General features: G+C 70.8%; 12 protein-coding genes. 9 read left to right on the top strand and 3 right to left on the bottom strand.

The window, feature by feature from the left end; translation table 11 throughout:
- Nucleotides 1–92 precede the first annotated feature (92 nt).
- The 7 genes from D7Y11_RS15690 (at nucleotide 93) to D7Y11_RS15660 (ending at nucleotide 8,546) form a co-directional block, all read left to right on the top strand.
- Entirely contained in the window at nucleotides 93–992 is a 900-nt protein-coding gene (locus tag D7Y11_RS15690; protein WP_120579781.1) for a zinc metalloprotease, read from the top strand.
- Nucleotides 993–1,148: 156 nt separating this feature from the next.
- Nucleotides 1,149–2,312, top strand: a complete 1,164-nt coding sequence (locus tag D7Y11_RS15685) for an alanine--glyoxylate aminotransferase family protein (RefSeq protein WP_126934103.1) — start codon at nucleotides 1,149–1,151, stop codon at nucleotides 2,310–2,312.
- Between the two features lie 273 nt (nucleotides 2,313–2,585).
- A complete protein-coding gene (locus D7Y11_RS15680; protein ID WP_120579783.1) occupies nucleotides 2,586–3,215 on the top strand; it encodes a TIGR02265 family protein in 630 nt (209 codons plus the stop codon).
- A gap of 230 nt (nucleotides 3,216–3,445) precedes the next feature.
- Nucleotides 3,446–5,074 (top strand): ATP-binding protein, encoded by a 1,629-nt coding sequence (locus D7Y11_RS15675; protein ID WP_233607298.1) that lies wholly within the window; start codon nucleotides 3,446–3,448, stop codon nucleotides 5,072–5,074.
- On the top strand, nucleotides 5,071–5,448 hold the full coding sequence (locus D7Y11_RS15670) for a response regulator (RefSeq protein WP_126934102.1): 378 nt from the start codon (nucleotides 5,071–5,073) through the stop codon (nucleotides 5,446–5,448). The genes D7Y11_RS15675 and D7Y11_RS15670 overlap by 4 nt, the downstream gene beginning before the upstream one ends.
- A gap of 108 nt (nucleotides 5,449–5,556) precedes the next feature.
- Nucleotides 5,557–7,722, top strand: a complete 2,166-nt coding sequence (locus tag D7Y11_RS15665) for a cation:proton antiporter (RefSeq protein WP_126934101.1) — start codon at nucleotides 5,557–5,559, stop codon at nucleotides 7,720–7,722.
- A gap of 5 nt (nucleotides 7,723–7,727) precedes the next feature.
- Nucleotides 7,728–8,546, top strand: a complete 819-nt coding sequence (locus tag D7Y11_RS15660) for a helix-turn-helix domain-containing protein (RefSeq protein ID WP_120579787.1) — start codon at nucleotides 7,728–7,730, stop codon at nucleotides 8,544–8,546.
- Nucleotides 8,547–8,553: 7 nt separating this feature from the next.
- Here the strand turns inward: D7Y11_RS15660 and D7Y11_RS15655 are convergent, their stop codons facing one another.
- Complete coding sequence (locus tag D7Y11_RS15655) at nucleotides 8,554–9,306, bottom strand: GNAT family N-acetyltransferase (protein ID WP_120579788.1); 753 nt, start codon at nucleotides 9,304–9,306, stop codon at nucleotides 8,554–8,556.
- A 113-nt stretch (nucleotides 9,307–9,419) separates the two neighbouring features.
- Here D7Y11_RS15655 and D7Y11_RS15650 point away from each other — a divergent pair, with 113 nt between their 5' ends.
- Together D7Y11_RS15650 and gyrB are read left to right on the top strand one after the other, a co-directional pair.
- The gene (locus tag D7Y11_RS15650) at nucleotides 9,420–9,875 is read left to right on the top strand and encodes a hypothetical protein (protein ID WP_120579789.1); all 456 of its coding nucleotides are present in this window, start codon (nucleotides 9,420–9,422) and stop codon (nucleotides 9,873–9,875) included.
- Between the two features lie 122 nt (nucleotides 9,876–9,997).
- Nucleotides 9,998–12,451 (top strand): DNA topoisomerase (ATP-hydrolyzing) subunit B, encoded by a 2,454-nt coding sequence (gene gyrB, locus D7Y11_RS15645; protein ID WP_120579790.1) that lies wholly within the window; start codon nucleotides 9,998–10,000, stop codon nucleotides 12,449–12,451.
- A gap of 152 nt (nucleotides 12,452–12,603) precedes the next feature.
- Here gyrB and D7Y11_RS15640 read toward each other — a convergent pair whose 3' ends face one another.
- The gene (locus D7Y11_RS15640; RefSeq protein WP_120579791.1) at nucleotides 12,604–13,161 is read right to left on the bottom strand and encodes a hypothetical protein; all 558 of its coding nucleotides are present in this window, start codon (nucleotides 13,159–13,161) and stop codon (nucleotides 12,604–12,606) included.
- Nucleotides 13,162–13,310: 149 nt separating this feature from the next.
- Nucleotides 13,311–16,142, bottom strand: a complete 2,832-nt coding sequence (locus tag D7Y11_RS15635; protein WP_126934100.1) for a serine/threonine-protein kinase — start codon at nucleotides 16,140–16,142, stop codon at nucleotides 13,311–13,313.
- Between the last annotated feature and the right edge of the window lie 151 nt (nucleotides 16,143–16,293).

Here is a 16,293-nt window from a genome sequence, read left to right as displayed (position 1 = left end):
TGAAACACAGACTCGCCGCGTCCCGGCCCGGACGCGATGTCTGTTTCATCCGCGCGCCGGTGTTTCACTCATTCGCGAGGAGTTGGAGACACATGCTTCGTTACGTCGCGCAGCGCGGTGGTCGTGTCGCGGTGGTCCTTGGCACCCTGATGTCCCTGGCGGGTTGCAGCAGCAACGCCCCGGCCCCCGAGGAGCAGGCCCCGGCGGAGGAGTCCGCCACCCAGCAGGCCGTCCCGCACCGTGGCTGCGCGACCATCGAGCCGTCCGCCGACGAGAAGCTGGAGATTGAAGCGGCGCTGGCGAACCGCGGCGTGCACGCGAAGCGCGCGGTGGGCTCGGTGAACGTGCCCGTGTACTTCCACGTCATCAACAAGGGCACGGGCCTCGCCAACGGCGACGTTCCGGACTCGCAGATCACCTCGCAGATGAACGTGTTGAACGCGGCGTACGCCAACACCCCGTTCACGTTCACGCTGGCCGGCACGGACCGCACCACGAACACCCAGTGGTTCGCGCTGGGTTCGGGCTCCGCCGCGGAGAAGAAGATGAAGCAGGCCCTGCGCAAGGGCGGCCCGGAGTCGCTGAACATCTACACCGCCAACCTCAAGGGCGGCCTGCTGGGCTGGGCGACCTTCCCCTCCAGCTACAGCAGCCAGCCGAAGATGGACGGCGTGGTCATGCTCTACAGCAGCGTCCCTGGCGGCACGGCGGCCCCGTACAACGAGGGCGACACGGCCACGCACGAGGTCGGCCACTGGCTGGGCCTGTACCACACGTTCCAGGGCGGCTGCGCCAACCCGGGTGACTCCGTCAGCGACACGCCTCCGGAGGCCTCGGCCGCGTTTGGCTGCCCCGTCAACCGCGACACCTGCGCGGGCGGCGGCGTGGACCCCATCTACAACTTCATGGACTACACGGACGACAACTGCATGAACCAGTTCACCGCTGGCCAGGTGACCCGCGCGGACAGCCTGACCGCGACGTACCGCTAGTCCATCCCTTCGCTTCCTGAAGTCCATGACGCCGGAGTCCCCACCGCGGGGGCTCCGGCGTCTGTGTTTCCAGCGTGGACAAGCCGGGCCCGCGCTGGCCACAGTGGGGGACCGCCCTCCGGCTGTCCGGAGGGGGCCTTCAGGAGGAGTGGCGCCGTGAGAGACCTGTTGATGATTCCCGGGCCGGTGGACGTGGACTCGGACGTGTTGCAGGCGATGTCCGGGCCGGTGCCCGGGCACCTGGACGCGGGCTTCATCGCCACCTTCGGCCGGGCCCTGAAGCGCCTGCGCGAGGTGTCGCTCGCCCCCGGCGCGCAGCCCTTCGTCGTCTCCGGCAGCGGCACCCTGGCCATGGAGCTCGCCGTGGCCAACCTCATCGAGCCCGGCGACCGCGCGCTGGTGGTGAACACCGGCTACTTCAGCGACCGCATGGCCCACATCCTGGAGCGTCACGGCGCGAAGGTGACGCACGTGCGCGCGGCCAGCGTGGGCAGCGCCCCGGAGGTGGCCCAGGTGGAGGCGGAGCTGCGGAGCGGCGGCTTCAAGCTGATGACCGTCACCCACGTGGACACCTCCACCGCGGTGCTCGCCCCCGTGGAGCCGCTGGTGAAGGCCGCGCGCCAGTACGGCGTCCTGGCCGTGGTGGACGGCGTGTGCGCCACCGCCGGCGAGTCCTTCCAGCAGGACGCGTGGGGCGCGGACGTGTACCTCACCGCCAGCCAGAAGGCGGTGGGCGTGCCGCCGGGCCTGGCGCTCCTCACCGTGAGCCCTCGCGCGCTCGCCGCGTGGAAGGCGCGCAAGGCGCCCGTCGCCAGCGTGTACGCGGACTGGGCGGAGTGGCTGCCGGTGATGGAGGCCTACGAAGCCGGCAAGCCCGCCTACTTCGCCACCCCGCCCACGTCCCTGGTGTGCGCGCTGGACGTCAGCCTGGGACAGATCCTGGCGGAGGGCATGGAGGCCCGCTTCGAGCGCCACCGCCGCATGGCCCGCGCCTTCCGCGCCGCCTGGAGCGCGCTGGGCCTGCGGCTCGTGCCCACCTCGGAGGCCGTGGCCGCCAACACCTTGAGCGCCGTTTACTACCCGGACGGCGTGGACGCGACGCTCGTGGGCCGCGTGAAGGCGCAGGGCGTGGCCATCGCCGGCGGCCTCCACCCGGAAATCAAGACGCGCTACTTCCGCGTGGGCCACATGAACCGCGTCAGCGCCGGGGACGTGCTCGTCACCGTGGGCGCCATCGAGCGCGCCCTCCACGCCGCCGGTCACCGCGCGTTCGCCCCCGGAACCGCCGTCGCGGCCGCACAATCCGCGCTCTCCGGGTAAGACCCGGAGTGTGGGGTCTGGCCCTCAGCTCTTTCTCAGGGTATAAGAAAGCCCGTTCGCACTCCCATTAGAATTGAGTAATCCGGGAGATAATGGCAGGTACTTCCTGTCTTACTGGGATTTCTTGCCGTTCTGATGGAATTATGTGATTGGGCTGCACGGTGTGAGCGGGGCGTGGGCCCCGGCACCTGTGAGGGGGAAGGGCTGCGCTGGCGGATGGACCCACGAAACGGGGGGCCAATTCCAGCGCCTGAAGTGGAAGTGGAGGTCGGTATGGATCGCGGACCGGTGGAAGGTTCGACGAAGGCGGCGGGCTGGGCGGCGGAGTGCGCGGCGTGGCACCTGACGGAGCGGTGCCTGGCCGCGACCCCGGAAGACGGGGCGCGCGGGATGTTCTTCCAGGGCGTGGTGGGGGTGGTGAACTTCCTCCAGGGCGAGGAAGCCGGAGCACGGTGCCTGGCGGCGTCCGGGTTGAAGGAGCTGAACGCCGCGGAGCTGTACCCGGTGACGCTCTTCCTGGAGATGTCCGCCGAGGCGACGCGGCTCCTGCGCCCCCAGCTGGGCGACTGGGAGCAGGCGCTGCGGTACATCGGGACGCAGGCCACGGTGGACTTCCTGGCCTCCATGTTCGGCCGGGACCTGATGCAGGCGGCCGGCCGCAACCCCCGGCGGATGCTCCAGCACATGATCGAGAACTACCGCGTCGCGGTGAGCTACGGCGAGCGCAGCGTGCTCTGGACCGGGGACAACAGCGCCCGCTTCGTGATGCGCCGGGACTTCATGCCCGCGCCGTACCACGAGGGCGTGCTCCAGGCCGCCCTGGAGGCCGTGGGGGCCCAGGACGTCCAGGTGCATGGGCGGCAGCTGTCCCTGCTCGATACCGAGTACGACGTTTCCTGGTAATCCGGGGCTGTTTCACCCTCGTGGGGTGGGGCGCTGGCGCGGGACGTTCACCAGCCAGCGCTCGGTGCTGAACGTCCGCCATTTCTCCCGCTGGCGTGACAGGGAGGGCCACTAGCATGTGGTGAAAGCGGCCCACACCCCACGGGAGGAGCAACGCGAATGGATGCAGCACGAGGCTCCCGGCCGAAGGGGCGATGTCAGTCCCCTGGGCTGATGGGTGGGGCCCGGGCATGACGCCCTTCCGGCTGTTGCTCGTGGAGGACAGCGTCAACGACGCGGCGCTGGTGACGGCGGAGCTGGAGCAGGCGGGCTACCTGCCCATGGCCCGGCGCGTGGAGACGCTGGAGGCGCTGCGCGAAGCGCTGGCCACCGGACCGTGGGACCTGGTGCTGTGTGACTACCGGCTGCCGCGCTTCAACGCGCTGGACGTGCTGTCGCTCCTGCACTCGCAGGGGCGGGACGTGCCCCTCATCGTCCTGTCGAGCCAGCTGAGCGAGGACCAGGCCGTCACGCTGATGAAGGCGGGCGCGCGCGACTGCTTCTCCAAGGACCGGATGGCCCGGCTGGGCCCGGCGGTGGCTCGCGAGCTGGAGGAGACGCGCGTGCGGCGCGAGCGCGCGCGGGAGGAGGTGGACCGCGACATCCTGGCCAAGGCCAGCGAGCTGCTCACCGCGTCCCTGGAGCAGGCGGCGCGGTTGGATCAGCTGGTGCAGCTGATGGTGCCCCGGGTGGCGGACTGGTGCGCCTTCTTCCTCCAGGACCCGGACCAGGGCGGCCTGCGGCTGGTGGCGCTGGCGCACCCGGACGCGGAGCGGCGCGCCCATGCCTGGAAGCTGGACCAGCGCTTCCCGCTGGACCCCCAGGCCGCCGCGGGCCCCGCGTACGTGCTGCGCACCGGTCAGCCGGAGTTCATGCCGGACGTGCGCAAGCGCCCGGAGCCCATCACCAAGGACGTGGCGCACCAGCGCGCCATCGACGGGCTGGGGCTGCGCTCGGTGGTGAACGTGGCCCTGCCCGGCAACGATGGTCGGCTGGGCGTGCTGTCCATGGGCACGCTGGGCGAGCGCACGCTCGCGCCGGTGGACCTGTCGCTGGCGCAGGAGCTGGCGCGCAGGACGGGGCTGGTGCTGGAGAACGCGCGGCTCTTCCAGGAGGCCCGTGAGGCGGTGCGCCTGCGCGACGAGTTCCTCACCGTGGCCGCGCACGAGCTGCGCACGCCGCTCACCACGCTGCGGCTGCAGCTGGGCACGCTCTTGCAGCGCACGGAGGCGCACAAGCTGGAGCCGGACGTGGTGACGCGCCTGGAGCGCAGCGTGCGCCAGGTGCGCCGGCTGGGCACGCTGGTGGAGGGCCTCCTGGACGTGTCGCAGCTGTCCAGCGGCGAGCTGTCGCTCATGCCCGAGCGCTTCGACCTGGAGGAGCTGGTCTCCGAAGTGCTGGACCGCTACCAGGCGGAGGCCCGCGCGGCCGGGTGCGAGCTGCGCCAGTCGCCTCGCCGCGGACTCTGGGGGACGTGGGACCGGCTCCGCGTGGACCAGGCCGTGGCGGCGTTGATATCCAACGCGCTCAAGTTCGGTCCGGGACGGCCGGTGGAGGTGGACGTGGGGCGGGAAGAGAGCTTCGCGCGCATCCAGGTGCGCGACCGGGGCATCGGCGTGCCCGTGGACCAGGTGGAGCGCATCTTCGAGCGCTTCGGCCGCGCGGTCAGCTCGCATTCGTATGGAGGCCTGGGCCTGGGGCTCTACCTCGCCCGCCGCGCCGCGGAGGCGCACGGCGGTCGGGCCTGGGCGGAGCCCGCCGCGGGAGAGGGCGCGCGCTTCACGTTGGAGCTGCCGCTGGAGAAGGAGTCGCGCGAGTGAGTCGGCCGGTGTTGGTGGTGGATGACGACACGGACCTGCGGGAGGCGCTGGAGGAAGTGCTTCGCGACGCGGGTTACACCGTCTTCGGAGCGGGCAATGGGCTGCAGGCGCTGGAGGTGCTCCGCCGGGAGCCGGTGACGCCGTCGCTGGTCCTGCTGGACATGATGATGCCGGTGATGGACGGCGCGACCTTCGGCCGGCAGATGCGCCAGGTGGAGGCGTGGAGCGGCATCCCCGTGCTCGTCTTCTCCGCCTCCGCCAACGCGCGCCAGGTCGCGGAGGAGATGGGCGCCTGCGGCTACCTGCGCAAGCCGGTGGACGTGGAGACGCTCCTCAGGGCAGTGGCGGCCAACAAGGCCTCCGAAGCCTCCTGACACTCCGGGTGTGTCTTCTCGCGCGGGCGGCCCTGCTCGCGCGTGTTGACGCTGCGCGAGACGCCTTGGTAAGTGCATCCTTAACACTTTCCCAGCGAGGCCTGTCCGATGAATCCCCACATGCTCGCCCAGCTCCTGGTCCAGCTCATCGTCATCATCGCGGTGTCCCGGCTCATTGGCCGGGGCGCTCGTTGGCTGGGGCAGCCCCTGGTCATCGCGGAGGTGGTGGCGGGCATCGCGCTGGGCCCGTCACTCCTGGGCTGGCTGGCTCCGGGCGCCATGCACTGGCTGTTCCCGCCGGAGTCCATGCCGTTCCTGAAGATGCTGGCCGAGGTCGGCCTGGTGCTCTTCATGTTCCTCATCGGCCTGGAGCTGGACCCCAAGCTGTTGAAGGGGCGGGGGCACGCGTCGGTGGCCATCAGCCACTCCAGCATCGTCGTCCCGTTCGCCCTGGGTGCGGGTGCGGGCGCGCTGTGGCTGTACAAGTCGCTGTCCAGCCCGGACGTGCCGTTCTCCTCGTTCGTGCTGTTCATGGGCGTGTCCATGAGCATCACGGCCTTCCCGGTGCTGGCGCGCATCCTCACGGAGCGCGGGCTGATGCAGTCGAAGCTGGGCGCCATCGCCATCGCGTGCGCGGCGGTGGACGACGTGACGGCGTGGTGCATCCTGGCGTTCGTGGTGTCGCTGGTGCGCGCGTCGGACCTGGCGCACGCGGGGCTCACCACGCTGTTCGCGCTGCTCTACATCGCCTTCATGCTGTTGCTGGTGAAGCCGTTCCTCGCCCGGCTGGGCGCGCGCGTGGCCAACCGCGAGGGGCTCACCCAGAACGTGGTGGCCATCACCCTGGTGCTGCTGCTCGGCTCCGCGTGGACCACCGAATACATCGGCATCCACTCGCTCTTCGGCGCCTTCATGTTCGGCGCGGTGATTCCCAAGGAGGGCGGGCTGGCGGTGGCGCTGGCGGAGAAGCTGGAGGACGTGGCCGTCGTGTTGCTGTTGCCCGTGTTCTTCGCCTTCAGCGGCCTGCGCACGCAGCTGGGCCTGTTGGACACCCCGGAGGCGTGGCTCACGTGCGGCGTCATCATCGTCCTGGCGTGCCTGGGCAAGTTCGGCGGCAGCGCGGTGGCGGCGCGCCTCACGGGCCTGCGGTGGCGGGAGGCGGGCGCCATCGGCATCCTGATGAACACGCGCGGCCTGATGGAGCTCATCGTGCTCAACCTGGGCCTGGACCTGGGCGTCATCTCGCCCACGCTCTTCACGATGATGGTCATCATGGCGCTGGTCACGACCTTCATGACCACGCCGTTCCTGCGCCTGCTGTATTCGCCGGAGGAGCAGGCGCGCGACCAGCTGCTGGGCGCGCCGGAGCCAGCGCTGCCCCCATCCGCGTACACGGTGCTGCTGTGCGTGTCGCACGGGCAGGCCGGTCCGGGCATGGCGGTGCTGTCCCGCGCGCTGTCGGGCGAGCGCAACGAGGCGAACCTCTACGCGCTGCACCTCCTGTCCCCGGAGCGCTCGCTCAAGGCCCGAGGGGAGGAGGCGCTGGATCCCACCGCCGCGTCTGGCGGAGCGCTGGCGCCCCTGGTGGGCCGCGCGGAGAAGCTGGGGCTGTCCGTGCGCACGCTGTCGTTCGTGTCGTCGGAGCCCGCGCGGGACATCTGCCGCACGGCGCAGGCGAAGCGCGCGGACCTGGTGCTGCTGGGCTGGCACAAGCCGCTCTTCAGCCAGACGGTGCTGGGCGGCACGGTGCACGAGGTGATGCAGGAGGCGGGCGGCACGGTGGCGGTGCTGGTGGACCGCGGCCTGTCGCAGGTGCGCCGGGTGCTGGTGCCCTTCGTGGGCAGCCGGCATGACCGGGCGGCGCTGGGCCTGGCGCGGCGGCTGGTGAAGCAGGCCGGCGCGGAGGTGACGGTGCTGCACGTGACCTCTCCCGAGGGCGCGGGCGCGGGCCGCGCGCAGGTGGAGGAGCTGTTCCCCGCGGACGAGGGCGCCTCCGTGAAGCTGAAGGTGGTGCGCCACGCGTCGCCGGAAGAGGCCGCGCTGGAAGAAGCGAAGGCGGGTTACGACCTCGTGGTGGTGGGCCTGGGGACCGAATGGGGCCTGGAAGACCGGTTGTTCGGCGTTCAGCGCGAGCGAATCGTGCGCGACGCGCCCGCCTCGCTGCTGCTCGTGCGTCACCCGGAGGGGGCGCCGGTGCTGGCCCAGACTCCGGAGCAGGCCCGGACGCAGGGCGCGACCCCAGAGGCGGCGCAGCCGCTGAGCGCGCGGAGCTGACCGCCATGCACCTGGGTGCCACGCTGCGTCTCCTTCGGGTGGACGCGGGGTTGTCCCTGCGCGACCTGGCGCGCCGCATCGGCGTGTCCAGCGCGTACCTGAGCCGCGTGGAGAACGGCGTGGACGCGCCGCCCACGCAGGAGCGGCTGACGGCCATCGCCCGGGAGCTGGACGTGCCCCCGGGGCTGCTGATGGACGTGGCCAACCGGGTGAGCCCGTACGTCGCGGGCTACCTGGAGGACGTGCCCGCCGCGGGGACGCTGATGTTGGACATCGCGCGGCGCAAGCTCACCGGCGCGCAGCTGGCGCGCGTGCGGGCCTTCCTGGACGCGGAGTTCCCCCTGCGTGAGGTGCGCGGCAACGAACCCGTGCCCCCGCTGGGGCCGCTCCTGAGCGCGGAGCGGGTGGTGTTGCAGCTCTCCTGCGGGGACTACGAGGACGCGCTGGACGTGGCGGCCGGACGGCTGGCGGCGGCCCTGCCCGGCGTGGACGGGGCGGCGCTCGCGGAGGGCCTGCGCCAGCGCGAGGGCACGGCCCCGTCCCAGGTGGGCAGCGGCGTGGCGGTGCCGCACGCGTTCGTGCCCGGCGCGGCCCCGGTGGCGGCGCTGGTGACGCTGGCCCGGCCCCTGAAGGTGGACGCGCCGGACGGCCAGCCCCTGCGGCTGGTGGTGGCGCTGGTGGACGGCCACGTGGGCCGCGCGAGGCTGATGCGGCTGGCGCACGTGGCCCGGCTCGCGGGGCGCGGCCTGGCGGACCGGCTCCACGGCCTGGAGGAACCCCAGCGGGTGCTGGAGACGCTGGAGGAGCTGGAAACGCTGCGCTAGCGCGCCTTCATCGCCCCTGGGGCACCCAGTGCTCCCAGGGGCCCAGGTCGCGGTAGCCCAGGTGGCGGTACACGCGGATGCCCGCCGGGGTGGACTGGAGCACCGTCGCGGTGCACCCGCGCTTGCGGGCCTCGGAGATGATTCCGCGCATCACCGCCGACGCGAGCCCCAACCCCCGGGCCTCCGGGTGGGTGGCCACCAGGTACACGCCCGCCGTGTCCGCCACGTCCACCGCCAGCCCGCAGGACAGCGCCCGGCCGTGCTCGCGCGCCACCACGGTGTGCACCGGCAGGCGGGGCGGCCGCTGCCACACGGAGAGGATGTCCCGCCACTCCGTGCCGTAGGTCTGGACGTTGATCTCCACCAGGTCGTCCATGTCCTCCACGGGCTCCACCGGCACCCCGGGCGCCGCGTCCGGCAGCTCCTTCAGCCAGGCGCCCATGGCCACCACGGTGAAGTCCGGCCGGTAGCCCGCGGCGCCCAGCACCCGCGTCGCGTCCCGCTGCCCCGGCGTCAGGGTGACCCGCCAGCGGGGCAGCCCATGCCCCCGGTAGAAGTCCGTGATGGCCGGCAGCGCGGCCGCCAGCGCGTCCGCGTCCGTGAAGAGGACCTGCTGGAAGTGCGCGTCCTGGTAGCCAGGCAGCGCGAACGCGTCCACGCCGGGGAGGTGCAGGTGGCGCAGCGGGCCGCGCTCGGCCTGGAGGCGTTTGAAGGCGATGAGGTTGGTGTGCAGGCGCAGGGTGAGTTCGGCATCCGTCATGCGTGCCGGCCAGCCTATGCGCGGGGACGACGGCCAAAGAACAGCCCCGGAGGAAAGGACGCGCACACCGTGCGCCAGGGGGTTAGGTTTCCATCCCTTTTGGGCCCGCCACCATGACCCCGCGCTTCTTCTCGTTCGATCCACGTCCCACCCGAATCGGCCTCACCCTGGGCGCGTGCCTCCTGGCGGTCCTCACCGCCTGGGCCCTGGCGGACTACCGGGGCGGCGGGGGGCTGGTCGCCATGGCGCGGGCCGGCATCAGCGCGGGCCTGATGTTGACCTTCCTCGTCTCCGTCCACCGCCTGCGCCCTCGCGCGCAGTGGGGCATCACCCTGGACGCCGCGGGCGTGCGGGTGGCCCGGCCCTTCAGCGGCCAGTCGTTGGAGTTGCACTGGGGACAGATTGATTCCGTGCGCCGGGTCGGCCGCAAAGGGAGCGTGCTGGGCCTGTTCCTCAAGGAAGAGGGAAGGGTGCTCGTCACGCGACATCTTTTCGCCCGCAAGGCTGTTTATGAAGAGTTGATCTCGGCGCTGGAGGACCGCCTCCCGCCCTCGCGTTTTGACGCCTGATTCATGAATCTTTCCGCAGCCTTGCGTGGGCTCCCAGAGCTTGTCCGGGATGCCCGGTGGTGGTAGGCACAACGGGCTTGAGCCCTGTCGCAACGGCAGCCTTTCCCAAGGACACGCTTCACATGGAAAAGACCCCCGCTACCGGTGTCGCGCCGGCCGCGCCGCCCGCCGATTATGGGACGGACGCCATCACCAAGCTCGAAGGGCTGGAGGCCGTCCGCAAGCGCCCCGGCATGTACATCGGCGACACGATGACCTACGGGCTCCACAAGCTCGTCTACGAGGTCGTCGACAACTCCGTGGACGAGGCCCTGGCCGGCCACTGCACGGACATCGACGTGGTCATCCACGTGGATGGTTCGCTCAGCGTCCAGGACAACGGCCGCGGCATTCCCGTGGGCCCGCACCCCGACCCCAAGTTCAAGGGCAAGGACACGCTGGAAGTCGTCCTCACGGAGCTGCACGCCGGCAGCAAGTTCGGCAACGGCGCGTACAAGGTGTCCGGCGGCCTGCACGGCGTGGGCGTCACCTGCGTGAACTTCCTGTCGGAGTGGTTCAAGGTCCGCGTCCAGCGCGCGGGCAAGGTCTACGAGCAGTCCTACGCGCGCGGCGTGGCCAACGGTTCGCCCCAGGAAGTGGGCACCACGGACAAGCTCGGCACGACCATCCACTTCAAGCCGGACACGCAGGTCATGGAGACGGTGGACTTCAACTTCGAGACGCTCAGCCAGCGCCTGCGCGAGCTCGCGTTCCTCAACGCGGGCCTGCACATCACCATCCGCGACGAGCGCACCCAGAAGGAGCACGACTTCAAGTTCGACGGCGGCATCTCCTCCTTCGTGGAGTACCTCAACAAGGCGAAGGAAGCGCTGCACGACAAGCCCGTCTACATCAAGTCGGAGCGCGAGGGCGTGTCGCTCGAAATCGCCATGCAGTGGAACGATGGCTACGACGAGCGCATCTTCACCTTCGCCAACAACATCAACACCCACGAGGGTGGCAGCCACCTGTCCGGCTTCAAGGCCGCGCTCACGCGCACGCTCAACAGCTACGCGGAGAAGGGCAGCCTCTGGAAGGACCTGAAGGAGACGCCCACGGGTGAGGACGCGCGTGAAGGCCTGTCCGCGGTCATCTCCGTGAAGCTCTCCAACCCCCAGTTCGAGGGCCAGACGAAGACGAAGCTGGGCAACAGCGAGGTGAAGGGCCTGGTCGAGCAGATGGTGAATGATCAGCTCGCCAGCTTCCTGGAGGAGAACCCGCCGCTGGCCAAGAAGGTCGTGGCGAAGATTGGCGACGCGTGCCGCGCCCGCCTCGCCGCGCGCAAGGCCCGTGAGACGGTGCGCCGCAAGGGCGTGCTGGACGGTGGAGGCCTTCCCGGAAAGCTCGCGGACTGTCAGAGCCGAGACCCGCACGAGAGCGAGCTGTACATCGTGGAGGGTGACTCCGCAGGTGGCTCCGCGAAGCAGGGCCGGGACCGGCGCAACCAGGCCATCCTCCCGCTGCGCGGCAAGATTTTGAACGTGGAGAAGGCGCGCTTCGAGAAGATGCTGACCAGCGCCGAAATCGTCACGCTCATCACCGCGCTGGGCACGGGCATCGGGGCGGAGGACTACGACCCGGAGAAGGCGCGCTACCACCGCATCATCCTGATGACGGACGCAGACGTGGACGGCAGCCACATCCGCACGCTGCTGCTCACGTTCTTCTACCGGCAGATGCGCGAGCTCATCGACCGGGGCTACGTCTACATCGCGCAGCCGCCGCTCTACAAAGTCACGCGCAACAAGAAGGACAGCTACGTCAAGGACGAGCGCGCCCTCAACGAGTACCTCCTGAAGATCGCCGCGGAGCACTGCCGGGTGAAGACGCCGGCCGGTGAGCTGGGCGGCAGCGACTTCAAGGCGCTGCTGGAGAAGGTCATCACCTACGAGGAGCGGCTGGAGAAGCAGGCCAAGCGCCGCGACGCGCGCATCGTGGACGCGCTGGTGCAGGCCACCCAGCTGCGCGCGGAGATGCTGGCGGACGAGGCCGCGGTGAAGGTGGAGCTCGACGCCATGCGCGACTACTGCCAGCGGCGCATGCCGGAGGTGATGGGCCGGCTGTCCACCGACCTGCCGCAAGACGCGGAGAACCAGTCCCGCAAGCTGGTGGTGACCACGGACGTGAACGGCTCCATGCGCGAGTCCGTGTTCGACCACGCCTACCTGTCCTCGCCGGAGTACCTGGAGCTCGTCGCCCTGCGCGAGGTGTTCCACTCGCTGGGCAAGGCGCCCTACCTCGTCCAGGTGGACGCGGGCGAGGTGTCGGCGTTCTCCGTGCAGGAGGTGCTGGCCGCGGTCCGCAAGGACGCGCAGAAGGGCCTGGGCCTGCAGCGCTACAAGGGTCTGGGCGAGATGAACCCGGAGCAGCTCTGGGAGACGACCATGGACCCCACCCGCCGCACGCTGCTCCAGGTACGCGTGGAGGACATGGTGGAGAGCGACGAGATCTTCTCGCTGCTCATGGGTGAAGCGGTGGAGCCGCGCCGCGAGTTCATCGAGCGCAACGCGCTGGACGTGCAGAACCTGGACATCTGAGGTTCGCCACACGCAGTGCCTGAAGCACTACGCCGGGCCCAGGGGACAAAGACCCGTGGGCCCGGTGCCGTTTTCGGCTCCGCGCCCACGTGCCCTTCCCATCCTTTTCGAGCCGGGCCGCGGAAGTGACGCACGGCGGCCCCCGTGAGCCCTTACGGAAGGAACCTGGCAACCAGTGACCAGCGCGAGGACGCTCCCGCGCGCATGTTGAGGATGGCGGTGATGCCGATGACGCCCGCCATGGCGGCGAGGTTCGCGATGCCGCCCACGTCCAGCGCCCGCATCGTCTTCGCGGCCTTCTCCGGCGTGCTCGCGGTGGGCGTGAGGCCCGTCTCCACCGGGACGGCGCCCTCGGGGGCCTGCTTCGCCAGGTAAGCCCCGCCGAAGACGTTGGCCGCGCCCAGCGCCACGGTGGCGCCCAGCAGCACGTCCTTCGCGATGACCAGCCCGCGCGTGGTGCGGTCGATCTCCCGGCCCGTCAGCCGCGAGCGGCCCACCAGCCAGGTGATGGCCGCCAGGCCCACGGACGCGGCGTTGACGATGTTGAAGCCGTTCCACGCGGCGTTCACCACCTGTCCCCGCTCCGCGTGGGAGCCAATCACCTTCACGGCGGGGTTGAGCGCCACCTTGCCGAAGAGCGAACCGCCGAACCCCACGGCGAGCCCCAGGTTGTGCAGCACCAGGCCGGTGGAGGACAGGACAGGCATCATGAACGGACTCCAGAAGAGAAGAAGTGGATGTCCGTCAGGGTAGGCACTGCCCTTTCGCGCGGGACTCGCGCGTCAGGGGGGCACTGGGGAGTGGATGCGACGGCCGCCTGCTGGACGTGCTCCCGGGCGGGTGCCCGGGTGCCTGTCCGCTATCGCTCGGAGCGCTTGGCGCCGCGCAGCGCCTCCGCGCGTTCCTTGCGGGACATGTTCGTCACGTCGACGATGTCGAAGTCGAGCGCGCCCTGGTTGTCCCCCAACTGCAGGTCGGGGAAGACGCAGCGCAGGTCCTCCACGCCGGACACCTGGTAGCGCTTGCCCGTCTCGAAGAGGCGGTGCGAGCTGCGCACGGACCCGGCCTTGGGGCCCTTCTCCACGCACAGCACCGTGTGCACACGGCCATGGGTGCCGGAGCGCACCTCCGCGAAGTCGTCGCGCACGGTGAAGGCGTAGGTGGACTTGGGGTTGAGGCCGCGCAGGTGCATCTGGTGCTGGGGCTTCACAACCAGGGCGTTCTTCTCCGGCTCGAACAGCACGGAGCGGGGCGGGATGTACGCGGACTGCCGCAGGTGCACGCGGATGGAGCCGCGGTTGTCCTCGAGGCCGGTGTCGTCCAGGGCGAAGAAGTGGAGCTTCTTCGCGCCCTTGAGGGTGCGCGGCGCGCTGCTGATGAAGCCCACGGTGTTGTCCGCCGGCAGGTCGCCTTCCGCGTAGTAGACGAGCGTGCCGGACGCGGTGCCGTCGCCGTCCGCGAACGCCGCGCTGCCCTCGGTCCACACGGAGTAGGCGGCGCCGGGCGACACGTCGATGGTGGCCGTGGGGTACTCCGGCAGCGGCAGCCCGTTGTACATGGGGCGCAGCACCAGCAGGCGCGTGGGGTAGTCCGCGCGCCGCATGTCGCGGTCCTTGTCGTTCGCCAGCGGGTCGGCGGCGGGCTCGGTGGACCCGGTCCCCGCGTCCGTGGTGGCCAGGCCTCCGTCCAGATCCAGGGAGGTGCCCGCGTCCTCGCCAGCATTGACCGCGGCGACGACGGCGCCCGTGCCCGCGTCCGTGGCCTCAGCGCCCGCGTCGAGCTTGTTGGAGGTGGGAATCTCCGACGCCATCTGGCTGGTACCGGGCGCCACCTCCAGCTCCGCCTTGACGTGGACCTCCGCCTGGTTGGGCGTGAAGCGCCGCGTCCAGGCGCGGTAGCCCGGGCGGGTGACGACGATGGTGTGGGGCGTCCGTTGATCCGCGCCGATGATGCGGCTGGGCGTGTTCCCCACCGGCCGGCCATTGACGACGACGGAGGCGCCCTCCGGCTTGGAGGTGATCCACAGGACGACGGGCTCGTTGGAGACGTCGCCCTCCTCGGCCGGGGACAGGAAGTGGATCAACAGGCCGATGACGAGCAGCACGCCGGTGATGCCGAACACGACCTTGCTCAGCTGGCGCACCTGCTTCGTGCGCTTGCCCTCGCGCTCGGCGGCCTCGGCGGCCAGCTTCTCGCGCGCGTCGTCCGCCGTGGTGCGGGCGCGCGGGGCCTCCTTCTCCTCGGGCTCGGGCGGCTCGGGCGGCCGCGGCGATTCCGGCGCGATGGCCGTCTCCACCGGCGTGTCATGCGGCGCGGCCAGCGTGGGCAGCGCCCGGGGCATCGCCGTGGGCTCCGTGCCCCCGTCGGTGTCCGGCTCGGCGGCAAGCTCGGGCGGCAGGGGGCGGCGGCCGGTGCCGGTGTTCTCGCGGGTGCCCCCTGGCGTCGTCACGCGGCGCACGCCGGTGGTGCTCCTGCGCACGGCGGTGGCCTGGGTGGCCGAGCGGCGCGGGGCGCCATCCGTGGAGGGGCGCAGGCCGGGTGAGCTGCCGGAGGCGCGCACGCCGGGGCTGGAGGGCCGCGCCACGCCCGGGCTGGACGGGCGGGACACGCCGGGGCTGCCGGGGTTGGACGACCGGCCGTTGCTGGACGGCATCCGCGCGCGGCCCTGGGACGGCTCCGACGACGGCGACTGCCACGCGGCCAGCTGCTCCTTGAAGCCGGGCGGCAGCTCCACCTTGCGTCCCTCGGCGGCCAGCTCCTCCGCGAAGAGGTACGTCATGAGCTGGCTCAGCATCGTGGGCGTGAAGCGCGGCGTGTCCCGGTAGAGCAGCTCCACCGCGGACTCGCTCAGGTCCTTCGCCGTCTGGTAGCGGGCCTCGCGGTCCACCGCCATGGCGTGCGCGACGATGGTCTCCAGGTCCTCGCCAATGGCCGGGTTGACGGCGGACGGGGGCAGGCAGTCGCCCTGGATGATGCGGGGCAGCACGGTGACGAACTCGCCCTCGAAGGGGCGCCGGCCGCAGAGCATCTCGTAGAGGACGATGCCCGCCGCGTACACGTCCGTGCGCGCGTCCAGGTCCTGACGGCCCTGCGCCTGCTCCGGGGAGAAGTACGGGTACTTGCCCTTGAGCGTGCCCGGCGACGTCCGGGCCTCCACGGCGCTCGTGGCCTTGGCGATGCCGAAGTCGATGACCTTGACCTCGCCCTCATAGGAGATGAGGACGTTGTCCGGGGACACGTCGCGGTGGACCAGGCCCAGCAACTGGCCGTCCTCGCCCACGTGGCGGTGCGCGTAGTCCAGGCCCTCGCACAGCTTGCCGACGATGTGCAGCGCCAGCGGCTGCGGGAAGAAGCCGACGCCCGCGCGCGACGCGCGCCGCAGCACCTTCGACAGGGGCTGGCCGTGCACCAGCTCCATGGCGATGAAGTACTGCCCGTCCACCTCTCCGAAGTCGAAGACCTGCGCGATGTTCCCGTGCGTCAGGCCCGCCACGAGGCGCGCCTCGCTGATGAACATCTCCACGAAGTCGTGGTCGTCCACGAAGTGCGGGAGGATCTGCTTGATGACGCAGGGCTTGGTGACGCCCATCGCGCCCGTCATACGCGCGCGGTAGGTGACCGCCATGCCTCCCGCGGCAAGCTTGGAGACCAGGACGTACTTGCCGAATTGCTGGGGACTGGGTTCTGCCACGGGCGGGGAGGCGAGGCCGGGTTTGGGGAAGCCCCAGCATACTCGCCTTCCACCGAAAGTCCCGACCGCGCTCGCATGGCATGCGAAGATTTCGCTCCGGGTGCTGTCCGGCCAGGAGCGGACGTCCTGGTGGGTCGGAACGGCCCTCGGG

It is taken from the genome of Corallococcus sp. AB018 (assembly GCF_003986945.1).
GTDB classification, from domain to species: domain Bacteria; phylum Myxococcota; class Myxococcia; order Myxococcales; family Myxococcaceae; genus Corallococcus; species Corallococcus exiguus.
This window is presented reverse-complemented; position numbering and strand designations above follow the sequence as displayed.